General features: G+C 62.1%; 16 protein-coding genes. 10 read left to right on the top strand and 6 right to left on the bottom strand.

The window, feature by feature from the left end; genetic code table 11:
• Positions 1-80: 80 nt before the first annotated feature.
• Positions 81-509 (top strand): SufE family protein, encoded by a 429-nt coding sequence (locus tag NKI31_RS25525; RefSeq protein ID WP_023684547.1) that lies wholly within the window; start codon positions 81-83, stop codon positions 507-509.
• A gap of 126 nt (positions 510-635) precedes the next feature.
• On the opposite strand, the gene NKI31_RS25520 is transcribed toward NKI31_RS25525, so the two are convergent.
• The gene (locus tag NKI31_RS25520) at positions 636-1,061 is read right to left on the bottom strand and encodes a Ros/MucR family transcriptional regulator (RefSeq protein WP_023673680.1); all 426 of its coding nucleotides are present in this window, start codon (positions 1,059-1,061) and stop codon (positions 636-638) included.
• A 412-nt stretch (positions 1,062-1,473) separates the two neighbouring features.
• The gene (locus tag NKI31_RS25515; protein ID WP_023702200.1) at positions 1,474-1,848 is read right to left on the bottom strand and encodes an SH3 domain-containing protein; all 375 of its coding nucleotides are present in this window, start codon (positions 1,846-1,848) and stop codon (positions 1,474-1,476) included.
• Between the two features lie 114 nt (positions 1,849-1,962).
• On the opposite strand from NKI31_RS25515, the gene NKI31_RS25510 reads away from it, so the two are divergent.
• From NKI31_RS25510 to NKI31_RS25500, 3 genes are all read left to right on the top strand, one after another.
• Complete coding sequence (locus tag NKI31_RS25510) at positions 1,963-4,110, top strand: S9 family peptidase (RefSeq protein ID WP_352652870.1); 2,148 nt, start codon at positions 1,963-1,965, stop codon at positions 4,108-4,110.
• Positions 4,107-4,733 (top strand): LysE family translocator, encoded by a 627-nt coding sequence (locus NKI31_RS25505; protein WP_352652869.1) that lies wholly within the window; start codon positions 4,107-4,109, stop codon positions 4,731-4,733. Before NKI31_RS25510 ends, NKI31_RS25505 begins: the two co-directional genes overlap by 4 nt.
• 146 nt (positions 4,734-4,879) lie before the next feature.
• Positions 4,880-5,269 (top strand): SET domain-containing protein, encoded by a 390-nt coding sequence (locus tag NKI31_RS25500; RefSeq protein WP_023673684.1) that lies wholly within the window; start codon positions 4,880-4,882, stop codon positions 5,267-5,269.
• A gap of 20 nt (positions 5,270-5,289) precedes the next feature.
• On the opposite strand, the gene NKI31_RS25495 is transcribed toward NKI31_RS25500, so the two are convergent.
• From NKI31_RS25495 to NKI31_RS25480, 4 genes are all read right to left on the bottom strand, one after another.
• Positions 5,290-6,240, bottom strand: coding sequence for a cytochrome c (locus NKI31_RS25495; RefSeq protein ID WP_352652868.1), 951 nt, complete (start codon positions 6,238-6,240; stop codon positions 5,290-5,292).
• Positions 6,241-6,249: 9 nt separating this feature from the next.
• Positions 6,250-6,687, bottom strand: a complete 438-nt coding sequence (locus NKI31_RS25490; protein WP_023684552.1) for a c-type cytochrome — start codon at positions 6,685-6,687, stop codon at positions 6,250-6,252.
• 159 nt (positions 6,688-6,846) lie between these two features.
• Entirely contained in the window at positions 6,847-7,449 is a 603-nt protein-coding gene (locus tag NKI31_RS25485) for a superoxide dismutase (RefSeq protein WP_023673687.1), read from the bottom strand.
• A 105-nt stretch (positions 7,450-7,554) separates the two neighbouring features.
• A complete protein-coding gene (locus NKI31_RS25480; protein WP_023673688.1) occupies positions 7,555-8,433 on the bottom strand; it encodes a branched-chain amino acid aminotransferase in 879 nt (292 codons plus the stop codon).
• 168 nt (positions 8,434-8,601) lie between these two features.
• Between NKI31_RS25480 and NKI31_RS25475 the strand changes: the two genes are divergently transcribed.
• From NKI31_RS25475 to NKI31_RS25450, 6 genes are all read left to right on the top strand, one after another.
• Positions 8,602-9,264 (top strand): haloacid dehalogenase type II, encoded by a 663-nt coding sequence (locus tag NKI31_RS25475; protein WP_352546114.1) that lies wholly within the window; start codon positions 8,602-8,604, stop codon positions 9,262-9,264.
• A gap of 175 nt (positions 9,265-9,439) precedes the next feature.
• A complete protein-coding gene (locus NKI31_RS25470) occupies positions 9,440-10,249 on the top strand; it encodes a L,D-transpeptidase (RefSeq protein WP_023692792.1) in 810 nt (269 codons plus the stop codon).
• Positions 10,250-10,538: 289 nt separating this feature from the next.
• Positions 10,539-10,739: a hypothetical protein gene (locus NKI31_RS25465; protein ID WP_023684556.1), complete on the top strand. Its 201-nt coding sequence runs from the start codon at positions 10,539-10,541 to the stop codon at positions 10,737-10,739.
• Positions 10,740-11,548: 809 nt separating this feature from the next.
• Positions 11,549-12,484 (top strand): helix-turn-helix domain-containing protein, encoded by a 936-nt coding sequence (locus tag NKI31_RS25460; RefSeq protein ID WP_352652867.1) that lies wholly within the window; start codon positions 11,549-11,551, stop codon positions 12,482-12,484.
• Between the two features lie 233 nt (positions 12,485-12,717).
• Complete coding sequence (locus NKI31_RS25455; protein WP_352652866.1) at positions 12,718-13,137, top strand: hypothetical protein; 420 nt, start codon at positions 12,718-12,720, stop codon at positions 13,135-13,137.
• Position 13,138: 1 nt separating this feature from the next.
• Positions 13,139-17,731 carry a beta strand repeat-containing protein gene (locus NKI31_RS25450; protein WP_352652865.1) on the top strand — a complete coding sequence of 1,531 codons (4,593 nt, stop codon included), beginning with the start codon at positions 13,139-13,141 and terminating at the stop codon, positions 17,729-17,731.
• Positions 17,732-17,734 lie beyond the last annotated feature (3 nt).

The raw sequence follows: 17,734 nt of genomic DNA, 5'->3' as shown, positions 1-17,734 counted from the left end.
CCGGTCGGACCTCTCGATGCCTGCGGTGCTTTTCTTCTTTTTCCGTGACGCCGCAGCCGCGGATGACTATATCCCGAGCAATGGCCACGACGATCCAGACGATCCGCGACGACTTCTCCCTGCTCGACGAGTGGGAAGACCGCTATCGCTATGTGATCGAGCTCGGCGAAGCGCTGCCGCCATTTCCCGACGCCGAACGCAACGCCGCCAACAAGGTGCCGGGCTGCGTCAGCCAGGTCTGGCTGACCACGAGCCGAGCGCCGGGCGCCGATCCGGTCATCACCTTCACAGGCGATTCAGACGCTCATATCGTACGCGGTCTGGTCGCCATCATGTTGGCGCTGTTTTCGGGACGGACTGCCAGCCAGATCCTTGAAACGGACGCCGAGGCGACGCTGAGGTCGCTTGGCCTCGACGAACATCTGTCGCCGCAGCGGGCCAATGGCCTGCGCTCAATGGTCAAGCGCATCAAGCGCGACGCCGAGATGGCTCTCAAGCAGACTGCTTGATTGCTCTATCTTCTCTTCTTTCGACGCAATTCCCAAGAGAAAGCGCTCGGCAGTTTTCCTGGAATTGTTCTAGAAACAAAACGGCGCCGTAAGGGGCGCCGTTGATCTTGTCCATTGGAGCCGGTGTTACCGCCCCTTGCGCTTGCGGCCGAGGCCCATCTTCTTGGCCAGCTGCGAACGGGCAGCGGCATAGTTAGGGGCAACCATCGGATAGCTGGCGTCGAGATTCCACTTCTCGCGGTATTCATCGGGCGTCAGACCGTAATGGGTCATCAGGTGGCGCTTCAGCGACTTGAACTTCTTGCCATCTTCAAGGCAGACGATGTAATCGTCATGAACAGAGCGCTTCGGGTTTACCGCAGGCTTCTGCTTGTCGGCCGGAGGCTGTTCGCTTGCTCCGCCCACGCGCCCGAGAGCGGCATGGACATCAGCGATAAGGTTCGGCAGTTCGCCGACGGGCACGGGATTGTTGCTGACATAGGCTGCCACCACATCGGCGGTCAGCTCGATCAGCGCATCGCTATTTCTGGAAGGTGTTTCGACGATATCCATGGTTTAGGCCCCAACGAAGGATGTTTCTGTTTGCGCCCTTTTTGGAAGATCGGGCATGGCGCGAATTTCACGCGGGAAGAGCTTCATGGATTCGCGTCCGGGCATCTTAATGAGCCCACAGACAAAGTAAGTCAATTCGCATCTTGCGCTATATTCAACGATATTCATCGAATAGTCGCTCTTCAGCTTCAATCTTTCGTGCACTCTGTAACTTCGCGATATTTTCTGGTCGGACCAGGACTAGCATGACGTAAGGTCACACCACCGCTAAATCAGCAAGGACTCATAAAGTGGGCAGCGATGCTTGGTCTATGCTTCGAGGTTTGGGCGGCTGATTGTCGGATTCGTACCAAACCGCAAGTTGCAAAGCGTTGGCGAAACACGCCGAAGAAGATCTTCGGTCTGACCGGATTCAATACGGCGTGAGGTATTTTCCATAGACCCAGCCACTAACAAAACCACCGTTTTGCGCCGGGTCGTGCCAAACTTGACACCATTGATAGCGAATTGCCTGTTTCTGTTTCCAGTGCGGCTGGCCGGCGATCTCCAGAAGATTCAAGCCGCCGGTGCACTTGCCGGTCATCTGCAGGATCGTCCCGTTGGGATAGGCGGCCTGCTTCTGCGAGGTGCCGGACGGATATTTGCGAACGTTGAGCGTGTCGCCGAACGGCACGCCAGCCACTTGCCAAGCGGCGAACGCGGTTGCATGAGACTGGCCGGTGAAAGCCAGAACGGTCGAAGCGACGACGGCGAGAGCCGCAGCGGTGTTGATATGGAAATTCATCATCCTCTCCTTTTGGCTCATCTCCCGAGCCCGCCGCAACCAATACATCCCGGCCCTTGAACCCGCGCTGATCGGCGTGTTCATTTGCCATTCAAGTAATTTCTTCAGTGAGACGCAATGACCAAGACCTCAGCTTTTCCGACCGCCAGCCCGCCGAGCCCCGAGAAACACCCCGTCTTAGACATGCATCACGGCATTACCCGCACAGATGACTATGCCTGGCTGAGGGCCGAGAACTGGCAGGCGATGTTCAGGGACCCTTCCCTGCTTGAGGGCCGCATCCGCGCCCATCTCGAAGCCGAAAACGCCTATCAAGCAGTGCTTATGGCCGATACGCTAGAGCTTCGGAAGCAGCTGTTCGGCGAGATGAAGGGGCGCATCAAGGAAGATGATTCGACGGTGCCGATGAAGGATGGCCCCTATGCTTACGGCGCATCCTTCAAGCTTGGCGGCGAACAGCCCCGCTATTTCCGCATGCCGCGCGATGGCGGCGATGAGCAGATCCTGCTCGATGGCGACGCGGAAGCCGAGGGCAAGCCCTATTTCCGCCTCGGCGGCGTCGACCATTCGGCCGATCACCGCAAGCTGTTGTGGGCGTTCGACGACAAGGGCTCTGAATTCTTCACACTTCGCGTGCGCGATCTCACCAGCGGCAAGGAACTGAGCGACCAGATCGAGGCCACCAGTGGTGGCGGCGTCTGGAATGCCGCCGATGACGGCTTCTTCTACACAAGGCTCGACGACAATCATCGCCCGTCCAAGGTGCTGTTCCACGCGCTCGGCGGCAGCCCCCTTAATGACCGGCTGATTTATGAGGAAACCGATCCCGGCTTCTTCATGGATGTCGGCGGCACGCGCTCCAACGAATGGATCATGATCGGGATCAACGATCACGAAACCTCGGAATATCACCTGATGCGCGCCGATGAGCCTTTCGCCGAGCCAAAGCTGGTGGCAAAGCGCGAGACTGGCCTGCAATATGATCTGGAAGAAGGCGGCGACATCTTCTTCGTCCTCACCAATGCCGACGGCGCCAAGGACTTCAAGATCATGACGGCGCCGGCTAATGACCCGGTTCGCGCCAATTGGGAAGAGCTGGTGGCGCACGAGCCAGGCCGGCTGATCCTGTCGGTGGTCGGCTTCAGGGATCATATGGTCAGGCTCGAGCGCAAGGAAGGGCTGCCGCGCATCGTCGTTCGCGATCGCCGCAGCGGCGAGGAGCATCTGATCTCGTTCGACGAAGAGGCGTTCTCGCTCGGCCTGTCGGGGTCCTATGAATACGACACCGAGATCATGCGCTTCACCTATTCGTCGATGACGACCCCGGCGCAGGTCTTCGACTACAATATGCGCAGCCGCGAGCGTGTGCTGCTGAAGACCCAGGAAGTGCCGTCCGGTCACAATCCGGATCATTATGTCACGCGCCGGCTGATGGCGCCGGCCGCCGATGGCGAACTGGTGCCGGTCTCGCTCCTGCACCACCGCGACACGCCGCTCGATGGCTCCGCACCGTGCCTGCTTTACGGCTACGGCTCTTACGGCATTGCCATTCCGGCGGCGTTCAACACCAACTGGTTCTCGCTGGTCGACCGTGGCTTTGTCTTTGCCATCGCCCATGTCCGCGGCGGCAAGGACAAGGGCTATGGCTGGTATGACGACGGCAAGCGGGCGCACAAGATGAACACGTTCACCGATTTCATCGCCGTCGCGCAGCATCTCGTCGCCGAGCGTTACACCCAACACGACCGCATCGTCGCGCAAGGCGGCTCGGCCGGCGGCATGTTGATGGGTGCGATCGCCAACATGGCGCCGCATAGTTTCGGCGCCATCGTTGCCGAGGTCCCCTTTGTCGACGTGCTGACCACGATGCTCGACGCAAGCTTGCCGCTGACGCCGCCGGAGTGGCCGGAATGGGGCAACCCGATCGCGTCGGCGGAAGATTACCAAACGATCGCCGCCTACTCACCCTATGACAATGTCGCCGATCACGACTACCCGCCGATACTGGCGCTGGCCGGCCTCACCGATCCGCGCGTCACCTATTGGGAGCCGGCCAAATGGGTGGCGCGGCTGCGCGAGCGCAAGAGCGGCGACAATCCGGTGCTGTTCAAGATCAACATGGATTCCGGCCATGCCGGCGCCTCCGGCCGCTTTTCAAGGCTGGAGGAGATCGCCTATACCTACTCCTTCGCGCTCAAGGTTACGGCCAAGCCCGAACCCGAGGTTACGGGCAAGGCTGAGAATGCAACGGAGGCGTCGCAATGATCGATCTATCCACCTTGACGGCTTACATAGCGGTTGTGCTTGGCTTTGTGTTTATTCCAGGCCCAGCCACGCTTTTGACGGTCGCGCGAGCGACGAGTTCCGGAACCAGGGTTGGCGTCGCGACGGGCGCGGGCGTCGCGGCTGGCGATGTGTTCCATACCATCATGGCGCTGGTCGGCATTTCGGCGATCATCGCCACTTCGGCAACGCTGTTCAGCGTCGTAAAATACATCGGCGCGGCGTATCTCGTTTACCTCGGCATCCGCGCAATCATCGAGAGAATACCGGCTGACCCTACTGTCGGCGCACTCGCGATCTCCGCCAGCAAGGCGTTTCGTCAAGCTGTCCTGACCGAAGTGCTTAATCCAAAGACGGCGCTTTTCTTCCTCGCCTTCCTGCCCCAGTTCGTGCGGCCTGAAAACGGATCGGTGATGCTCCAGCTGATGACGCTGGGCATAATCTTTGTTCTGCTCGGCCTTTTCAGCACAGTCGTCTTTGCCGTGAGTGCGGGCCGGCTCGGCACGTTCCTGCGCCGCAATCCGTCGGTGGTGAAATGGCAAGGCAAGGTGGTTGGCGGCATCTACTGCGCGTTAGGCGTCCGTCTGGCCTTGCAGCAGCGCTGATGTCGATGCGAAAGGCGCGCCCGTCGAGGCGCGCCGATCGTCACTTTTTGAATTCCAGGCTGCTCATTTTCACTCGCATTTGCAATGGCTGCGCGCTACCCAATGCGCGCCACCTTCCAGACCATGACATACGCAAAGGGGCCACTATGTTGCTCGTCGACACCTATCTCGAGAAATCACCGATCCAGGGCATCGGGGTTTTCGCCAGGAACCACATTGCCAAGGGCACGCTGGTCTGGAAGCTCGACCCCAGATTCGACCGGATCATCGACGTCGAGACCTATGAAGGCGAGAGCGGCCCGGTGAAGAACTATCTCGACCGTTATTCCTATCCAGACCGCCGGGATCCGAACTACATCGTCTTCGAAGCCGACGACGCACGCTACATGAACCATGACGACGAACCGAATTGCGATGTCTCCTCGCCCGAGGAAACCTATGCCTTGCGCGACATCGCACCCGGCGAGGAACTGACCTGCAATTACAGCCATTTCTTCGAGACGGGCTTCGACTTCCTCGGCGATCGCCACCTGTAGATGGCCACCTGTGGCCGGGATCACTTGGCCGGCTTGCTGCGCACCGGGTAGCCGTTGGGATGCGGCGGCACCGCCTTGAGATAGGCGGCTATTGCCGCGCGATCTCCCGGCGGCAGTTCGGCCATGTTGCGCTGCACGTCGACCATGGCGCCGCCTACCGAGTCGAAATCGGGGGTAAAACCGGTTTCGAGATAGTTGGCGATGTCGGCTTCCGACCAGTCACCGAGCCCGCCCTCGCCCGATGTGATGTTCGGCACGACGCCGCTGCCTTCGGCTGCCGCCGCGCCAGCCAGCCACTGACTCTTCCTGGTGGCGCCGGTGACGTCGCGCGGCGTGTGGCATTCGCCGCAATGGCCGGGCCCCTCGACCAGGTAGCGGCCGGCGAGTACCGGATCAGGCGTGCCATCGGCAAAGGCAATCACCGGCTCTTTGCTAAGATAGAGCCGCTTCCACAGGCCGAGGCCGCGGCGGATGTTGAAGGGGAAAGTCAGGGAATTGTCCGGCGCCTTGCCGGCGACCGCCGGCAGCGTCTTCAGGAACGCATAGAGATCGGCAATATCAGCCGGCTTCATGCGGGCGTAGGATGCGTAGGGGAAGGCCGGATAGAAATGCTCTCCCGACGGCGACACGCCCTTCAGCATGGCGTTGGCAAGGTCCTCGACCGTCCAGGCGCCGATGCCGTCCTTGGGATCCTGCGAGATGTTGGGCGGCACGAAGGTGCCGAACGGCGTCTTGAGCTCGAGGCCGCCGACCAGTTGCAAACGGGCGTCGCCTTGCGAGCCCGGCTTGGCGTGACAGGAGGTGCAGCCGCCGGCATTGAAAATGCGCTTGCCCCTGGCGGCGTCGCCGGGGCCGAGCTGCGCCAGGGTGCCAGTGTCGAGCTTGACCGGCGCCGACAACAGCCAGCCGGCGCCCGCACCGACGACGCCCAGGACAAGGGCGACGCCGACAAATTTTTTCCACAAGGGCATTGCCCGGGATCAGCTCTTCTTCACCCGATAGGTCTTGTGGCAGGTGCCGCAATCACTGCCGAGCGTATCGATCTGCGCCTTCAGCGCATCGACATCGGCGGGTGCGGCGGCGACTGCGGCCTTGACGTCGGCGAGGTACTTGTCTTCGGTCGATTTGAAGCCCGCCATGTCTTTCCAGATTTTGGGCGAGGCGGTGGTATCACCGCTGTCGCTGCCGGCCGGGAACAGCGTGTCGACATCGAACTTCTCGGCATTGACTTGCAGCGCCTGCAGCGCCGTCAGCACGGCGGCGGCATCGAAGTCTGCCTCGCCCTTGGCGATTTTTGACAGGCCGCCGACGATCTTGCCTCGTTCCTTCATCAGTCCCTGTCGGTCGAGGATCGGGTCGGCAAAAGCCGCCGAGGCGGCGAGGCTGAGCATAGAGATGGCGATAACAAGCTTTCTCATTCAATTGGCTCCAGGATGATGAGGGGTCGCGACCTAACGTTAACGGAGGGCGGGCCGGGATTATTCCCTGTCCGCCGGCCGGATTCTGCCGAATTTTGTGTGCCTGCTGCTTCAGCTGAGAAAGAAAAGCCCCGGAGTACCGGGGCTTCTCTGGGTCGATCAGGCTTTCGCCTCTTCGTACATTTCAAGGACATGGTCCCAGTTGATGAGGCTGTCGACGAAGGCCTCGAGATATTTCGGCCGCGCGTTGCGGTAGTCGATGTAATAGGAATGTTCCCAGACATCGACGCCGAGGATCGGCGATGCGCCATGGACGAGCGGGTTCTCGCCGTTCGGCGTCTTGGATATCGCCAGCTTGCCGTCCTTGACCGAGACCCAGGCCCAGCCCGAACCGAACTGCGTGGTGCCGGCGGCGATGAAGTCGGCCTTGAACTTGTCGTAGCCGCCGAGGTCGGCGTCGAAAGCCTTCTGCAGGGCGCCCGGAAGCTTGTTGCCGCCGCCGCCCTTCTTCATCCACTTCCAGAAATGGATGTGGTTGTAGTGCTGGGCTGCGTTGTTGAAGAGGCCGGCATTCTTGCCGAACGACTGTTTGACCACCTCTTCGACCGACAGATCGCCAAGGCCCGCTTCGGCGGCCAGCTTGTTGCCGTTGTCGACATAAGCCTTGTGGTGCTTGTCGTGGTGATACTCCAGCGTCTCCTTCGACATGTAAGGCTGCAAGGCCTCGTAGTCGTAGGGCAAGGCGGGCAATTCAAAAGCCATCGGTCATACTCCTCATGGAAAAATCCGGTGCGGATACCGGATTAAGATAGGGCTGCATTGATCTGGAACAACTCCGGAATGAAGCGCCAATTGCCTTTTAGCGGCTCAACCGGCGGAAGTCGAATGCGCCCATTCCCAATAAAGGTCGCGCGCTTTCTTGGCCACCGGCCCGGGCTGCAGATCGCGGTCCTCGATGCGGGTGATCGGCACGACCTTGGAATGATTTCCGGTCGAAAATATCTCGTCGGCTTCAAGAAAGTCGCGCACCGACAGCATCTTCTCCGTGGTCTTGAAGCCGTAATCGCCAAGCAGCGTCATGGTGCGCGAGCGGGTGATGCCGGACAGGAAGGTGCCGTTGGGCGCCGGCGTCAACACGTGGCTGTCCTTGACCAGGAAGATGTTCGAGGTTCCGGTCTCGGCGACATTGCCCAGCATGTCCAGCACCAGCGCATTGTCGAAGCCGCGTCCCTTGGCTTCGAGAATGGCGCGGCCATTGTTGGGATAGAGGCAGCCGGCCTTGGCATTGGTCGGCATGGTCTCGATGGTCGGCCGCCGGAACGGCGACACGGTGATCGAAAAGCCGGTCGGCGAGATCATCGGCGATTCGTAGAGGCAGAGGCAGAAACGGGTCGAGGCCGGATCGGCCGGCACGCCCATATAGCCGCCATGCTCGGCCCAGTACATCGGCCTGATGTAGACCGCTGTCTTGCCGTCGAACTTCTTCAGCCCGTCCCAGGTCAGTCCAACAATCTCATCGGCGCTCATCGACGGCGCGAGGCCGAGCGCGGTCGCCGATGCGTTCACCCTAGCGGCATGCAGCTCGAGATCGGGGGCGACGCCTTCGAACCAGCGGGCGCCGTCGAAGACGCTGGTGCCGAGCCACATGGCGTGGCTGCGCGGACCAAGGATGGCGACGTTGCCTTCGTACCAGTCGCCGTCGACGAAGGTCCATGTCGCCGATAGCGCCGCAGTCGCCAGTGTCATTGTTCGGTTCCGCTTCAAAGCTGTTTGTTGCCAGGCATTGGAAGATGCTTTGACCGGCGCCGTCAACCGGCATGGAGCGGATTTGTTGAGGCCAGAGCGCCCCAAGAAAGCGATCAAGACTACAATCGATGCTTGCACCTTGCGCCGCCTGCCCTCAAAACTGTCGCCATGCATTACGCGGCTTACGTTTTCGACGCCTATGGCACGTTGTTCGACGTGCACGCAGCCGTGCGCCGTCATGACGGCGAGATCGGCCCCGACGGCCCGCTGCTTTCGGAAATCTGGCGCGCCAAGCAGCTGGAATATTCCTGGGTGCGCACGCTGATGGGCGGCTATGCCGATTTCTGGCAGCTCACCGAACAGGCGCTCGATTTCGCCCTGCGCAAGGTTCCCTCCGCCGACAAGGGACTGAAGGCCAAGCTGCTCGAAGCCTATTGGCGGCTCGACTGCTATCCGGAAGTGCCGGCCGTGCTGAAGGCACTGAAAGCATCCGGCGCCAAGCTCGCAATCCTGTCCAACGGCTCGCCCGAGATGCTGGAAGCGGCGGTCAAGTCGGCCGCCCTCGACCAGGTGCTGGACGATATCTTTTCGGTCGACGCCGTCAGGCGCTTCAAGACCGACCCGTCGACCTACGACATGGTGGCGACGGGCTGGCGACTCTATCCGGGCGCCGTCTCATTCCAGTCGTCCAACCGCTGGGACGTCGCCGGCGCCACCAAATTCGGCTTTCGCACCGTATGGATCAACCGCGCCAACCAGCCCGAGGAATACCGGGATTTCCCGCCGGCGCTGATCCTGCCGTCGCTTGAAGGCCTGCTGACCGGCGGCTGATCACTCTGTTGCCTTCGAGCAACAGTGGCAGGGCGGTCACAGCTTCGCCATTGTTTGTCCACCCTCAGGCCAGAATCGGAACCGCCTATCGCGTCAGGCATTGGGGGAGGCCGACCACTGCGCCGCTTGAAGGCATTCACGCTTTCTTGCGATTCGAGACTTAAAAAAGGCAACCATGTTGAAGACCGAAATCGACCCCTATCGCCTGAGCCGTCGCGGCTTTCTGAATGCTGCAGCCCTTGGCGCCGCTTCGATTGCGGTCTCCGCCTGCACCACCACCGGACCGGCGCCGGCGCCGGTCGAACCGCCACCGCCGACCTATGACGAGCCGCCGCTCGGCGACTATGCGACGATGTACGGCCCGATTTCCGACAGCGGGTTCGAGCTCCCGGCCATCCCGATCAAGAAGATGGACCCGCAGTTCCTGCGCCAGATCGTTCCCGATCCGACCGGCCAGCGGCCAGGCACCATCATCGTCGATACGACCAACCATTTCCTCTATCTGGTGCGCGAAGGCGGCCAGGCGATCCGTTACGGCGTCGGCCTCGGCCGCGCCGGCTTCGAATGGTCGGGAGACGCCGTCGTCCAGTGGAAGCAGAAATGGCCGAAATGGACGCCGCCCGATGAGATGGTTGCCAGGCAGCCTGAACTGGAAGAATACAGCGCCAAGAACGGCGGCATGCCCGGCGGCCTCAAGAACCCGCTCGGCGCCCGCGCGCTCTACCTGTTCCACGACAACGTCGACACGCTCTACCGCCTGCATGGCTCGCCGGAATGGAACTCGATCGGCAAATCCGTCTCGTCAGGCTGCGTGCGCCTGATAAATCAGGACATCATCGACCTCTACGACCGCGTGCCGTCGAAGAGCCCGGTCATCGTGACGTCCGACATCGGCCAGCCGATGGCGGCGAGCGCAAACCGCAGAGCCATCCCGATCGATGGCGGGGTGCCGGATGGCTCGGTCCTGCTCGGCCCCGTGACCTGATCGACTTCATCGATGCCATGAAGCGGCAGGTTCCGCACCATGCGGCAAAGCTCGCCATGATCCCGATGGCTTTACGCGAATGCCTGGGGTTCGCATCCAAGATGTGCAATGCCGGCAACAGGAGGTCAAAAAAGACGTCCAGACGAACCATGGAGCCGCTGCAATCGGGGCGGCCATGCCCTGTCAATCTCGACGCTGCTGTGTTTCGTTACCGATTGATGTATATTAGACGGGAGTATGATTGCAGAGACATACATTTCATTAGATCATTGATGGCGGGGGAACGCCGATGGTGGGATTTGATTTCGATAGTCCGCCTGCCGACGGCGCCGAGGCCAACCTGTCGGCCGAATGCGAGCGCCAATTGCTGCCGCTCGTCCGCGGAATTGTCGAGGCGGCGGTTGCCGCCGGGTGGAGCCAGGAAGACGTTCTTCTGGCCATGGTCGAGTTGTCCTGGGATCTGTACGAGAAACGCCGAGGCGATCTTTAGCAGGCCTGCGTGAGCCGGATAATTCCGTAGCGCCGGCCAAGCCAGGCCATGTTTTTCTCGCGCGAACTTTTTTCTTCACTTACAATGTTTTTTCTATCCGCGGGATGCGCTACGCTGCCTTTGGGCAGGACTATGGGGGATACAAATTACCGTCCGGATTTCCGGGTTGGCTGTTTGCACGGCACGGAATTTCGATGGGCTGGCAAAGCGGCTGAGGCAAGGCTGAATGAAAAATGCGGGCGAGGTTCAGGAACGCAGCGCAGGCGCCGATCGGGTCGATCGGCACGCCCTCGGACATAATCCCCGAAAATGCCAATCCCAGAAGAGCAACCATGCGGGGGAGCGGGATATGCTCTGCCCGCAGCCCTGGATCGCTCCCGGAGGGTCGCCATCGCCGAAGTCGCCTACCTCGCGGGATTTTCGGATCAAGGCCCTTTGGCCACCGCCATGAAGAAGCACAAGGGAAAGAAGCCATGATTCGGGCGATAACTGCTGCCGGATCGTCCGTGGCAATGACAGATAGTCGACCAGCTCTGTCAATGGCCGCGCGATCTATATTCGGAATACAACGCTGGATTGCGACGGCACACTATGCACAATAACTAGGCAAAATGGTAAGATAAGATCGGAAAATAGTCAGGTAGCCTTGGCTAAAAATTCAAACCTGTAAATTTATAGTCAAAATCCTGGTAAAATTTTCATTTGAGCTCAAATTCTTCTTTGCAATATAAAGCAGCATCTGTAGGATTCGAAGGAACGCCCAGGAGCAAACGTGAATTCTGGGCGCCTCGATACAGCACAGGATTGGATTGATCGGCGCAGCAGTGGCAGAGACGAAGATGCAACATAGAGGCAACGTCCAGGAAAGCGCCGGGACAGAGCGGCGGCGCGCGGATCGTCGCATCTTCGACGGAATTCCGGAAAGCGCGAGGCGCTACCTGGTCACGTTTCGAGGCGGCGCGGCTCATGTCGTTCATGGGCCGGGATCACACACATTCAAAGCGGCGGAACATTTCGCTTCGGTTCTGCTTACACCCTCACCAGGGATTGCGGCATCGCTGGGCAGCGACAAAGTCCACGAATACGACGGCGACGTCGGCATGATCATGATCGTCCCAGCCGACCTCGGCGGCAAGGTGACCCGGTCATCCACCACGGAAAGCGTAATCGTGGCGCTCACCCCCGAGAGTCTCTTCGAGCTGGCAACGCGTGAATTCGACACCGGCCATGCCGAGCTTCAGCCGCCGCCGTACGGGACCGTCGACTTCCAAGCGCTGCAACTCGCGCAGTTGCTGAAGGCGGAACTGACGGATCGGGAAACTCCAAACGAGTTCTATATCGATTCGTTGGTCACCATGTTCGGCGTCCATTTGCTTCGGAACTACGCAGGAGCGCGAAAGTTGCCACAAGCCCCAAAGGGCGGTCTGTCGAACCGCAGCGCCCGGCGGGTGCGCGAATTCCTGGAGGTAAATTTTTCCAGCAAAATCGCGGTGGCCGAGTTGGCCGCACTCTGTGGCCTTTCGCCGAGCCATTTCATCCTGGCATTCACCAAGACCTTTGGCGAGCCGCCGCACAAATACCTGCTGCGGCTGCGTCTCGATTTCGCCGAAAAACTTCTCATCGAGAGCGACCTGTCCATTGCGGAAGTCGCTCATCTCAGTGGATTCTCGGACCAGAGCCACCTGACGGTCACCATGTCCAGATACCGGAACAGAACCCCCAGGCAGGTGAAGCTGCAACGTTAACGCTTGTTGCGGCGCGCATGATTGTCCGCGGCGATACCTCGATTGATCTTCAGTATAGTCGAAGGTTGTGTGGCAGAGCAGTCACAGTCGTCGCGCAGGGACCAAATACCGGATTTTCCTACAAAGATTCCGGATTATTCCAAAATACCTGCACCGCGAATGTGCTCATGGTCGCGATTGAAGTCATTTGGGGCGGGGGAGCAACCAGATGATACAGCATGTCGGATTGTCCCATGGACATTCAATTCGCGGAAATCGAGGTCTTCGCGCCTAAGGCCGAAGCGGCCTGGGCTGCACTGCAACGCCAATACGCCAGCCGGATCAGCGCTGCGGAACTCGACCATCTCCTGGCCTGTTTCGTGCTTGGACTGACCTCTCCGGCTTGTGGTGAAGGCGATCCGGGATTTCATTTCGATCTCTGCCGCGCGCTGGTGGCGGTAAACCTGCCGCCGGAACGGACGGAGGCTGCACTGCATACGGTTCCAGAACCGACGCAGCCATGGGTCGCGAGCGCCTATCAGCTGATTGAAAAACAAGGCGCGAAGGTCGGTCTCTCGTTGCGGGAGAAGACGCGCAATTTCGAAGATTTTTTGGCCACCGAGGCGAATGGTGCGGCACATCAGGGCGCCTCGGCAATTGCGAGGAAAAACTAGCATGACCAAATGCATCGAGGGGCGGCGAAGGATCGAAGTTTCTTCAAGCTTTGTCGGAAACTGGATCGCGGGCGCGGCCGACAGCCGCTCGGTGCGGCGCCGCCTGATGGCGGTGCTGCGCATGGCTCACCGGGTTCTTGGATTCGGTCGCAAGAATATGGGTCTGGGAACATTGGGAAGCGGCACCAGCGTGCGTTCGGCTCTGGCCTGTGGCGTGAGCCCGGCCAGCGTGCTCGGCGGCCTGGCCGCGATCGCCGCGCTCGGCCTCGCCACACCGGCCCAGGCACAATATCAGGCTGGCGGCGGTTCGGCGACCGGCGGCAACGCCGTCGCCATCGGTAACGGCGCCGCGACGAATGGCAACAACAGCGTGGCGTTGGGCAGTTCCAACAGTGCAACGGGGGACGGCACGATCGCCATCGGCTATGCGATGGGTGTCAATGGCCTCAATTCCATAGGCATAGGTGTCTTCGCAGGCGCAACCGGCGTCAATGCCCTCGCCGTGGGCGGGAACGCCAAGGCCAACGGGGACGCAGCAAGCGCGATTGGCGTCAATTCGGTTGCAACCACAAGCGCGGCCGCCTTTGGCAATAATGCGCGTGCCGACGGAGTCAACTCGACGGCGATCGGCCCTGTTACCCGGGCGACCGGGTTGCGCGCCACGGCGCTCGGGTTCGGGGCAACGGCATCCGGCGTGGATTCGATTGCCCAAGGTAACAGCGCTGTCGCAAGCAACCAGAATGCCGTCGCCATTGGATTCCAGGCGACTGCGACCAGCATCAACTCCATCAACATTGGCGGGCGCACCCTCGCGGGATCAGGCGCGCTCTCGCAGGGCGCCATCGCCCTTGGTACGGATGTCACGGCAAATCAGCAAAACACCGTTGCCATAGGCGTCCTGACCAAAGCGACCGGAACGAGCGCAACGGCGATGGGCAACACCGCCAGTGCCTGGGGCAACCAGTCCATCGCATTCGGCGTCGGCGCACTGGCGGGTGTTCAGGCCAACACCGCACTGCCCAACAGCATCGCGATCGGCACGAATTCGGTCTCTTCCGGCGCTTCTGCCGTCGCGCTCGGCACCGCCGCGAAAGCATCTTCCGCCGATGCCGTTGCGATGGGAAGCAACGCCAGTGCGTCGACCCAATACGGCGTCGCAATCGGCCTGAATGCGGCAGCCTCCGGTACAGGCGGAGCGATGGCACTTGGCCAAGGTACGATCTCGAGCGGTGTCAATTCCGTTGCCCTCGGCGTCCAGGCCAGTGCCACCGGGGCAGGCGCCAATGCCTTGGGCACCTTGTCCGTTGCTTCGGGAGGCAATTCCACAGCCCTCGGCACCAGTTCCACGGCCAGCAACAACTATGCGACAGCCGCAGGCTGGGGATCTGTCGCCAGCGGCGCCGATTCCGCTGCCGTAGGACGTGAGGCCGTCGCGTCGGCGCTTGACGCAACGGCGATGGGGTACATATCCAAGGCCTCGGGCCAATACAGCACCGCAGTCGGCGCCAACGCAAACGCCACCGCCACGTCCAGCACGGCGATCGGCCAGAACGCGTTTGCAACCGGCGTTCAAGCATCCGCTTTCGGCGTAGGAGCGAATGCCGGCGCCCAGAATGCGGTTGCGCTGGGCGCCCTCTCCACCGCCAGCGCCACGAGCGCCATCGCCGTGGGCAACAACGCCAAGGCGGATTCGGCCGAAGCGGTCGCCATGGGCACCAATGCGGTGGCAACCGGCGGCAAGGCCGTCTCCATCGGTTCGGGCAACACGGCTTACGGCAACGGCGCGGTCTCCATCGGCGATCCGAGCTATGCCAGCGGCACCGGCGCCTTCACCGGCGGCGCCAACAACATCGCCAACAGCGACGGCACGGCAACCGCCACAGCCGCAAACCAGGCCGCAGGCGCGGTTGCCATCGGCAACAACAACAAGGCCGTCGGGCAAGGCTCCGTGGCGCTGGGCAATGGCTCGACGGCGGGTGCAGCCGGCCTTGCCGGCAATGTCGCGCTGGGCAACGGCGCGACGGCGACGGCAAGCTCCGGCGACGTAGCGCTCGGTTCGGGCTCGGTGACCGCGACGGCGGTCGGCACCAGCGGCGCGACGATCGGCGGCACGGCCTACAGCTTCGCCGGCACGACGCCGACGAGCACTGTCAGCGTCGGCGCGCTCGGCGCGGAGCGGACCATCACCAATGTCGCGGCGGGCCGGCTCAGCAATTCGTCGACCGACGCCATCAATGGCTCGCAGCTCTTCGCCACCAACCAGCAGGTGACGCAGAACACGACGGCCATCGCCGCCAACACCGCCGACATCACCAATCTCGGCAACACGATCAACAGCATCAGCACCGGTGGCGGCATCAAGTATTTCCACGCCAATTCGACGGCGGCGGACTCGTCCGCAACGGGCACGGACTCCGTTGCTATCGGACCAGTCGCGACCGCGACGGGGACAAACGCCATCGCGGCCGGCACCAATTCGAGCGCCTCCGACGCCAACGCCTCGGCCTTCGGCAGCGGCGCCGTCGCATCGGCGCTTGACGCAACGGCGATGGGATACATCTCCAAGGCCTCGGGCCAATACAGCACCGCCGTCGGCGCCAACGCCAATGCCACAGCCACGTCCAGCACCGCGATCGGCCAGAACGCGTTTGCAACCGCCTTTCAAGCGACCGCTCTCGGCGTAGGAGCGAATGCCGGCGCCCAGAATGCAATCGCGCTGGGCGCCCTCGCCAACGCCAGCAACGCCGGCGACGTGGCGCTCGGCTCGGGCTCGGTAACCGCCGCGGCGGTCGGCACCGCCGGCACGACGATCGGCGGCGTCGCCTACAACTTCGCCGGCACGACGCCGGCAAGCACCGTCAGCGTCGGCGCGGTCGGCGCGGAACGCACCATCACCAATGTCGCGGCGGGCCGGCTCAGCAATTCGTCGACCGACGCGATCAACGGCTCGCAGCTCTTCGCCACCAACCAGCAGGTGACGCAGAACACGACGGCCATCGCCGCCAACACCGCCGACATCACCAATCTCGGCAACACGATCAACAGCATCAGCACCGGTGGCGGCATCAAGTATTTCCACGCCAATTCGACGCTGGCGGATTCGCAGGCGCTGGGGACGGATTCCGTTGCCATCGGCCCGAATGCTGTTGCCAACAATGCCGGCGACGTGGCGATCGGCGCGAATGCGGTGTCGACCGTGACGACGGCGGTCGGCGGCACCACGATCGGCGGCGTTGCCTACACCTTCGCCGGAACCACGCCGGCGGGAGCGTTTTCGGTCGGCTCGGTGGGCGCGGAACGCCAGATCCAGAATGTCGCGGCCGGGCAGTTGAGCGGCTCCTCGACCGATGCGGTCAATGGTTCGCAGCTGTTTGCGACCAACCAGCAGGTGACGCAGAACACGACCGACATTGCCGCCAACACGGCTGACATAACCAATCTCGGCAATTCGATCAGCAACATTACCGGCGACACCTCGCTGGCCTACACCGACGCCAATGGCGACGGCATACGCTATGTGCGCACCAACGACCGGACGCTCGCCGTCGCGGACTCCTTCGCGCAAGGGATCGGCTCGTCCGCCCTCGGCTACCAGGCGACCGCGAGCGCCGACAATGCGCTGGCGCTCGGCCGCGACACCCAGGCCAGCGTCATCGGCGGCGTGGCGCTCGGCGCCGGCTCGGTTTCGGACCGGGCGGTCGCGCCCGTCTCGGGATCGATCCTCTCCGGCACCGGCCTCATTCCCTACAACACCGCGGACATGAGCCTGCTCGGCGCCGTCTCGGTCGGCACCTCCACCTCCTATCGCCAGATCATCAACGTGGCCGACGGCACGCAGGACCAGGATGCGGTCACGCTTCGCCAGTTGAAGGGCGCGCTGAGCTCGTTCGCGGTGACGGGGAGCCTGTACTTCCACGCCAATTCGACGGCAGCGGATTCGCTCGCGGTCGGCGTCGATTCGGTTGCGGTCGGTCCGCGCACCACCGTCAACGGCGACAATGGCATCGGCATCGGCAACGGCGCCATCGTGCAGCAGACGGCGCCGGGAGGCATTGCGATCGGCCAGAACTCGACCGTCAACCAGGCCGACAGCATCGCGCTCGGCACCAACGCGACCACCAACGGAGCGCAGGCGGTGGCGCTCGGCGCCGGCGCAAAGGCCAACGAGCCGGGCAGCGTCGCGCTCGGCGCGGGCTCGACGACGGCGGCGGCGGTCGCCACCACCGGCACCACGATCAACGGCGTTGCCTATACCTTCGCCGGAACAGCTCCGACCAGCACGGTCAGCGTCGGCACCGTCGGCAACGAGCGCACCGTCACCAATGTCGCGGCGGGCCGGATCAGCGGCACCTCCACCGACGCCATCAACGGCAGCCAGCTCTTCGCCACCAACCAGGCGGTCGAAGCCATGCAGGGTAGCGTCGGCGACCTGAATCAGTTCGCCGTCCAGTACGACAAGGACGGGAACGGCAACAAGTCCAACTCGATTACCCTTGCCGGCGGCGACCCGAACACGCCGGTGGTCATCCACAATGTCGGGGCGGGCGTTGCCAACACCGATGCGGTCATGTTCAGCAGTTCAACAGCGGGTTAGCAC

Origin of the sequence: Mesorhizobium sp. M0659 (assembly GCF_040320605.1) — a bacterium.
In the GTDB taxonomy this organism is placed as follows: Bacteria; Pseudomonadota; Alphaproteobacteria; order Rhizobiales; family Rhizobiaceae; genus Mesorhizobium.
The sequence above is the reverse complement of the archived record's forward strand: the minus strand, read 5'-3'. Positions and strand labels throughout refer to the sequence as shown.

Bases quoted from the DNA above. Each gene is read 5' to 3' on its own strand.
- NKI31_RS25525 (WP_023684547.1), top strand. From the start codon at position 81: ATGGCCACGACGATCCAGACGATCCGCGACGACTTCTCCCTGCTCGAC.
- NKI31_RS25520 (WP_023673680.1), bottom strand. From the start codon at position 1,061: ATGGATATCGTCGAAACACCTTCCAGAAATAGCGATGCGCTGATCGAG.
- NKI31_RS25515 (WP_023702200.1), bottom strand. From the start codon at position 1,848: ATGATGAATTTCCATATCAACACCGCTGCGGCTCTCGCCGTCGTCGCT.
- NKI31_RS25510 (WP_352652870.1), top strand. From the start codon at position 1,963: ATGACCAAGACCTCAGCTTTTCCGACCGCCAGCCCGCCGAGCCCCGAG.
- NKI31_RS25505 (WP_352652869.1), top strand. From the start codon at position 4,107: ATGATCGATCTATCCACCTTGACGGCTTACATAGCGGTTGTGCTTGGC.
- NKI31_RS25500 (WP_023673684.1), top strand. From the start codon at position 4,880: ATGTTGCTCGTCGACACCTATCTCGAGAAATCACCGATCCAGGGCATC.
- NKI31_RS25495 (WP_352652868.1), bottom strand. From the start codon at position 6,240: ATGCCCTTGTGGAAAAAATTTGTCGGCGTCGCCCTTGTCCTGGGCGTC.
- NKI31_RS25490 (WP_023684552.1), bottom strand. From the start codon at position 6,687: ATGAGAAAGCTTGTTATCGCCATCTCTATGCTCAGCCTCGCCGCCTCG.
- NKI31_RS25485 (WP_023673687.1), bottom strand. From the start codon at position 7,449: ATGGCTTTTGAATTGCCCGCCTTGCCCTACGACTACGAGGCCTTGCAG.
- NKI31_RS25480 (WP_023673688.1), bottom strand. From the start codon at position 8,433: ATGACACTGGCGACTGCGGCGCTATCGGCGACATGGACCTTCGTCGAC.
- NKI31_RS25475 (WP_352546114.1), top strand. From the start codon at position 8,602: ATGCATTACGCGGCTTACGTTTTCGACGCCTATGGCACGTTGTTCGAC.
- NKI31_RS25470 (WP_023692792.1), top strand. From the start codon at position 9,440: ATGTTGAAGACCGAAATCGACCCCTATCGCCTGAGCCGTCGCGGCTTT.
- NKI31_RS25465 (WP_023684556.1), top strand. From the start codon at position 10,539: ATGGTGGGATTTGATTTCGATAGTCCGCCTGCCGACGGCGCCGAGGCC.
- NKI31_RS25455 (WP_352652866.1), top strand. From the start codon at position 12,718: ATGGACATTCAATTCGCGGAAATCGAGGTCTTCGCGCCTAAGGCCGAA.
- NKI31_RS25450 (WP_352652865.1), top strand. From the start codon at position 13,139: ATGACCAAATGCATCGAGGGGCGGCGAAGGATCGAAGTTTCTTCAAGC.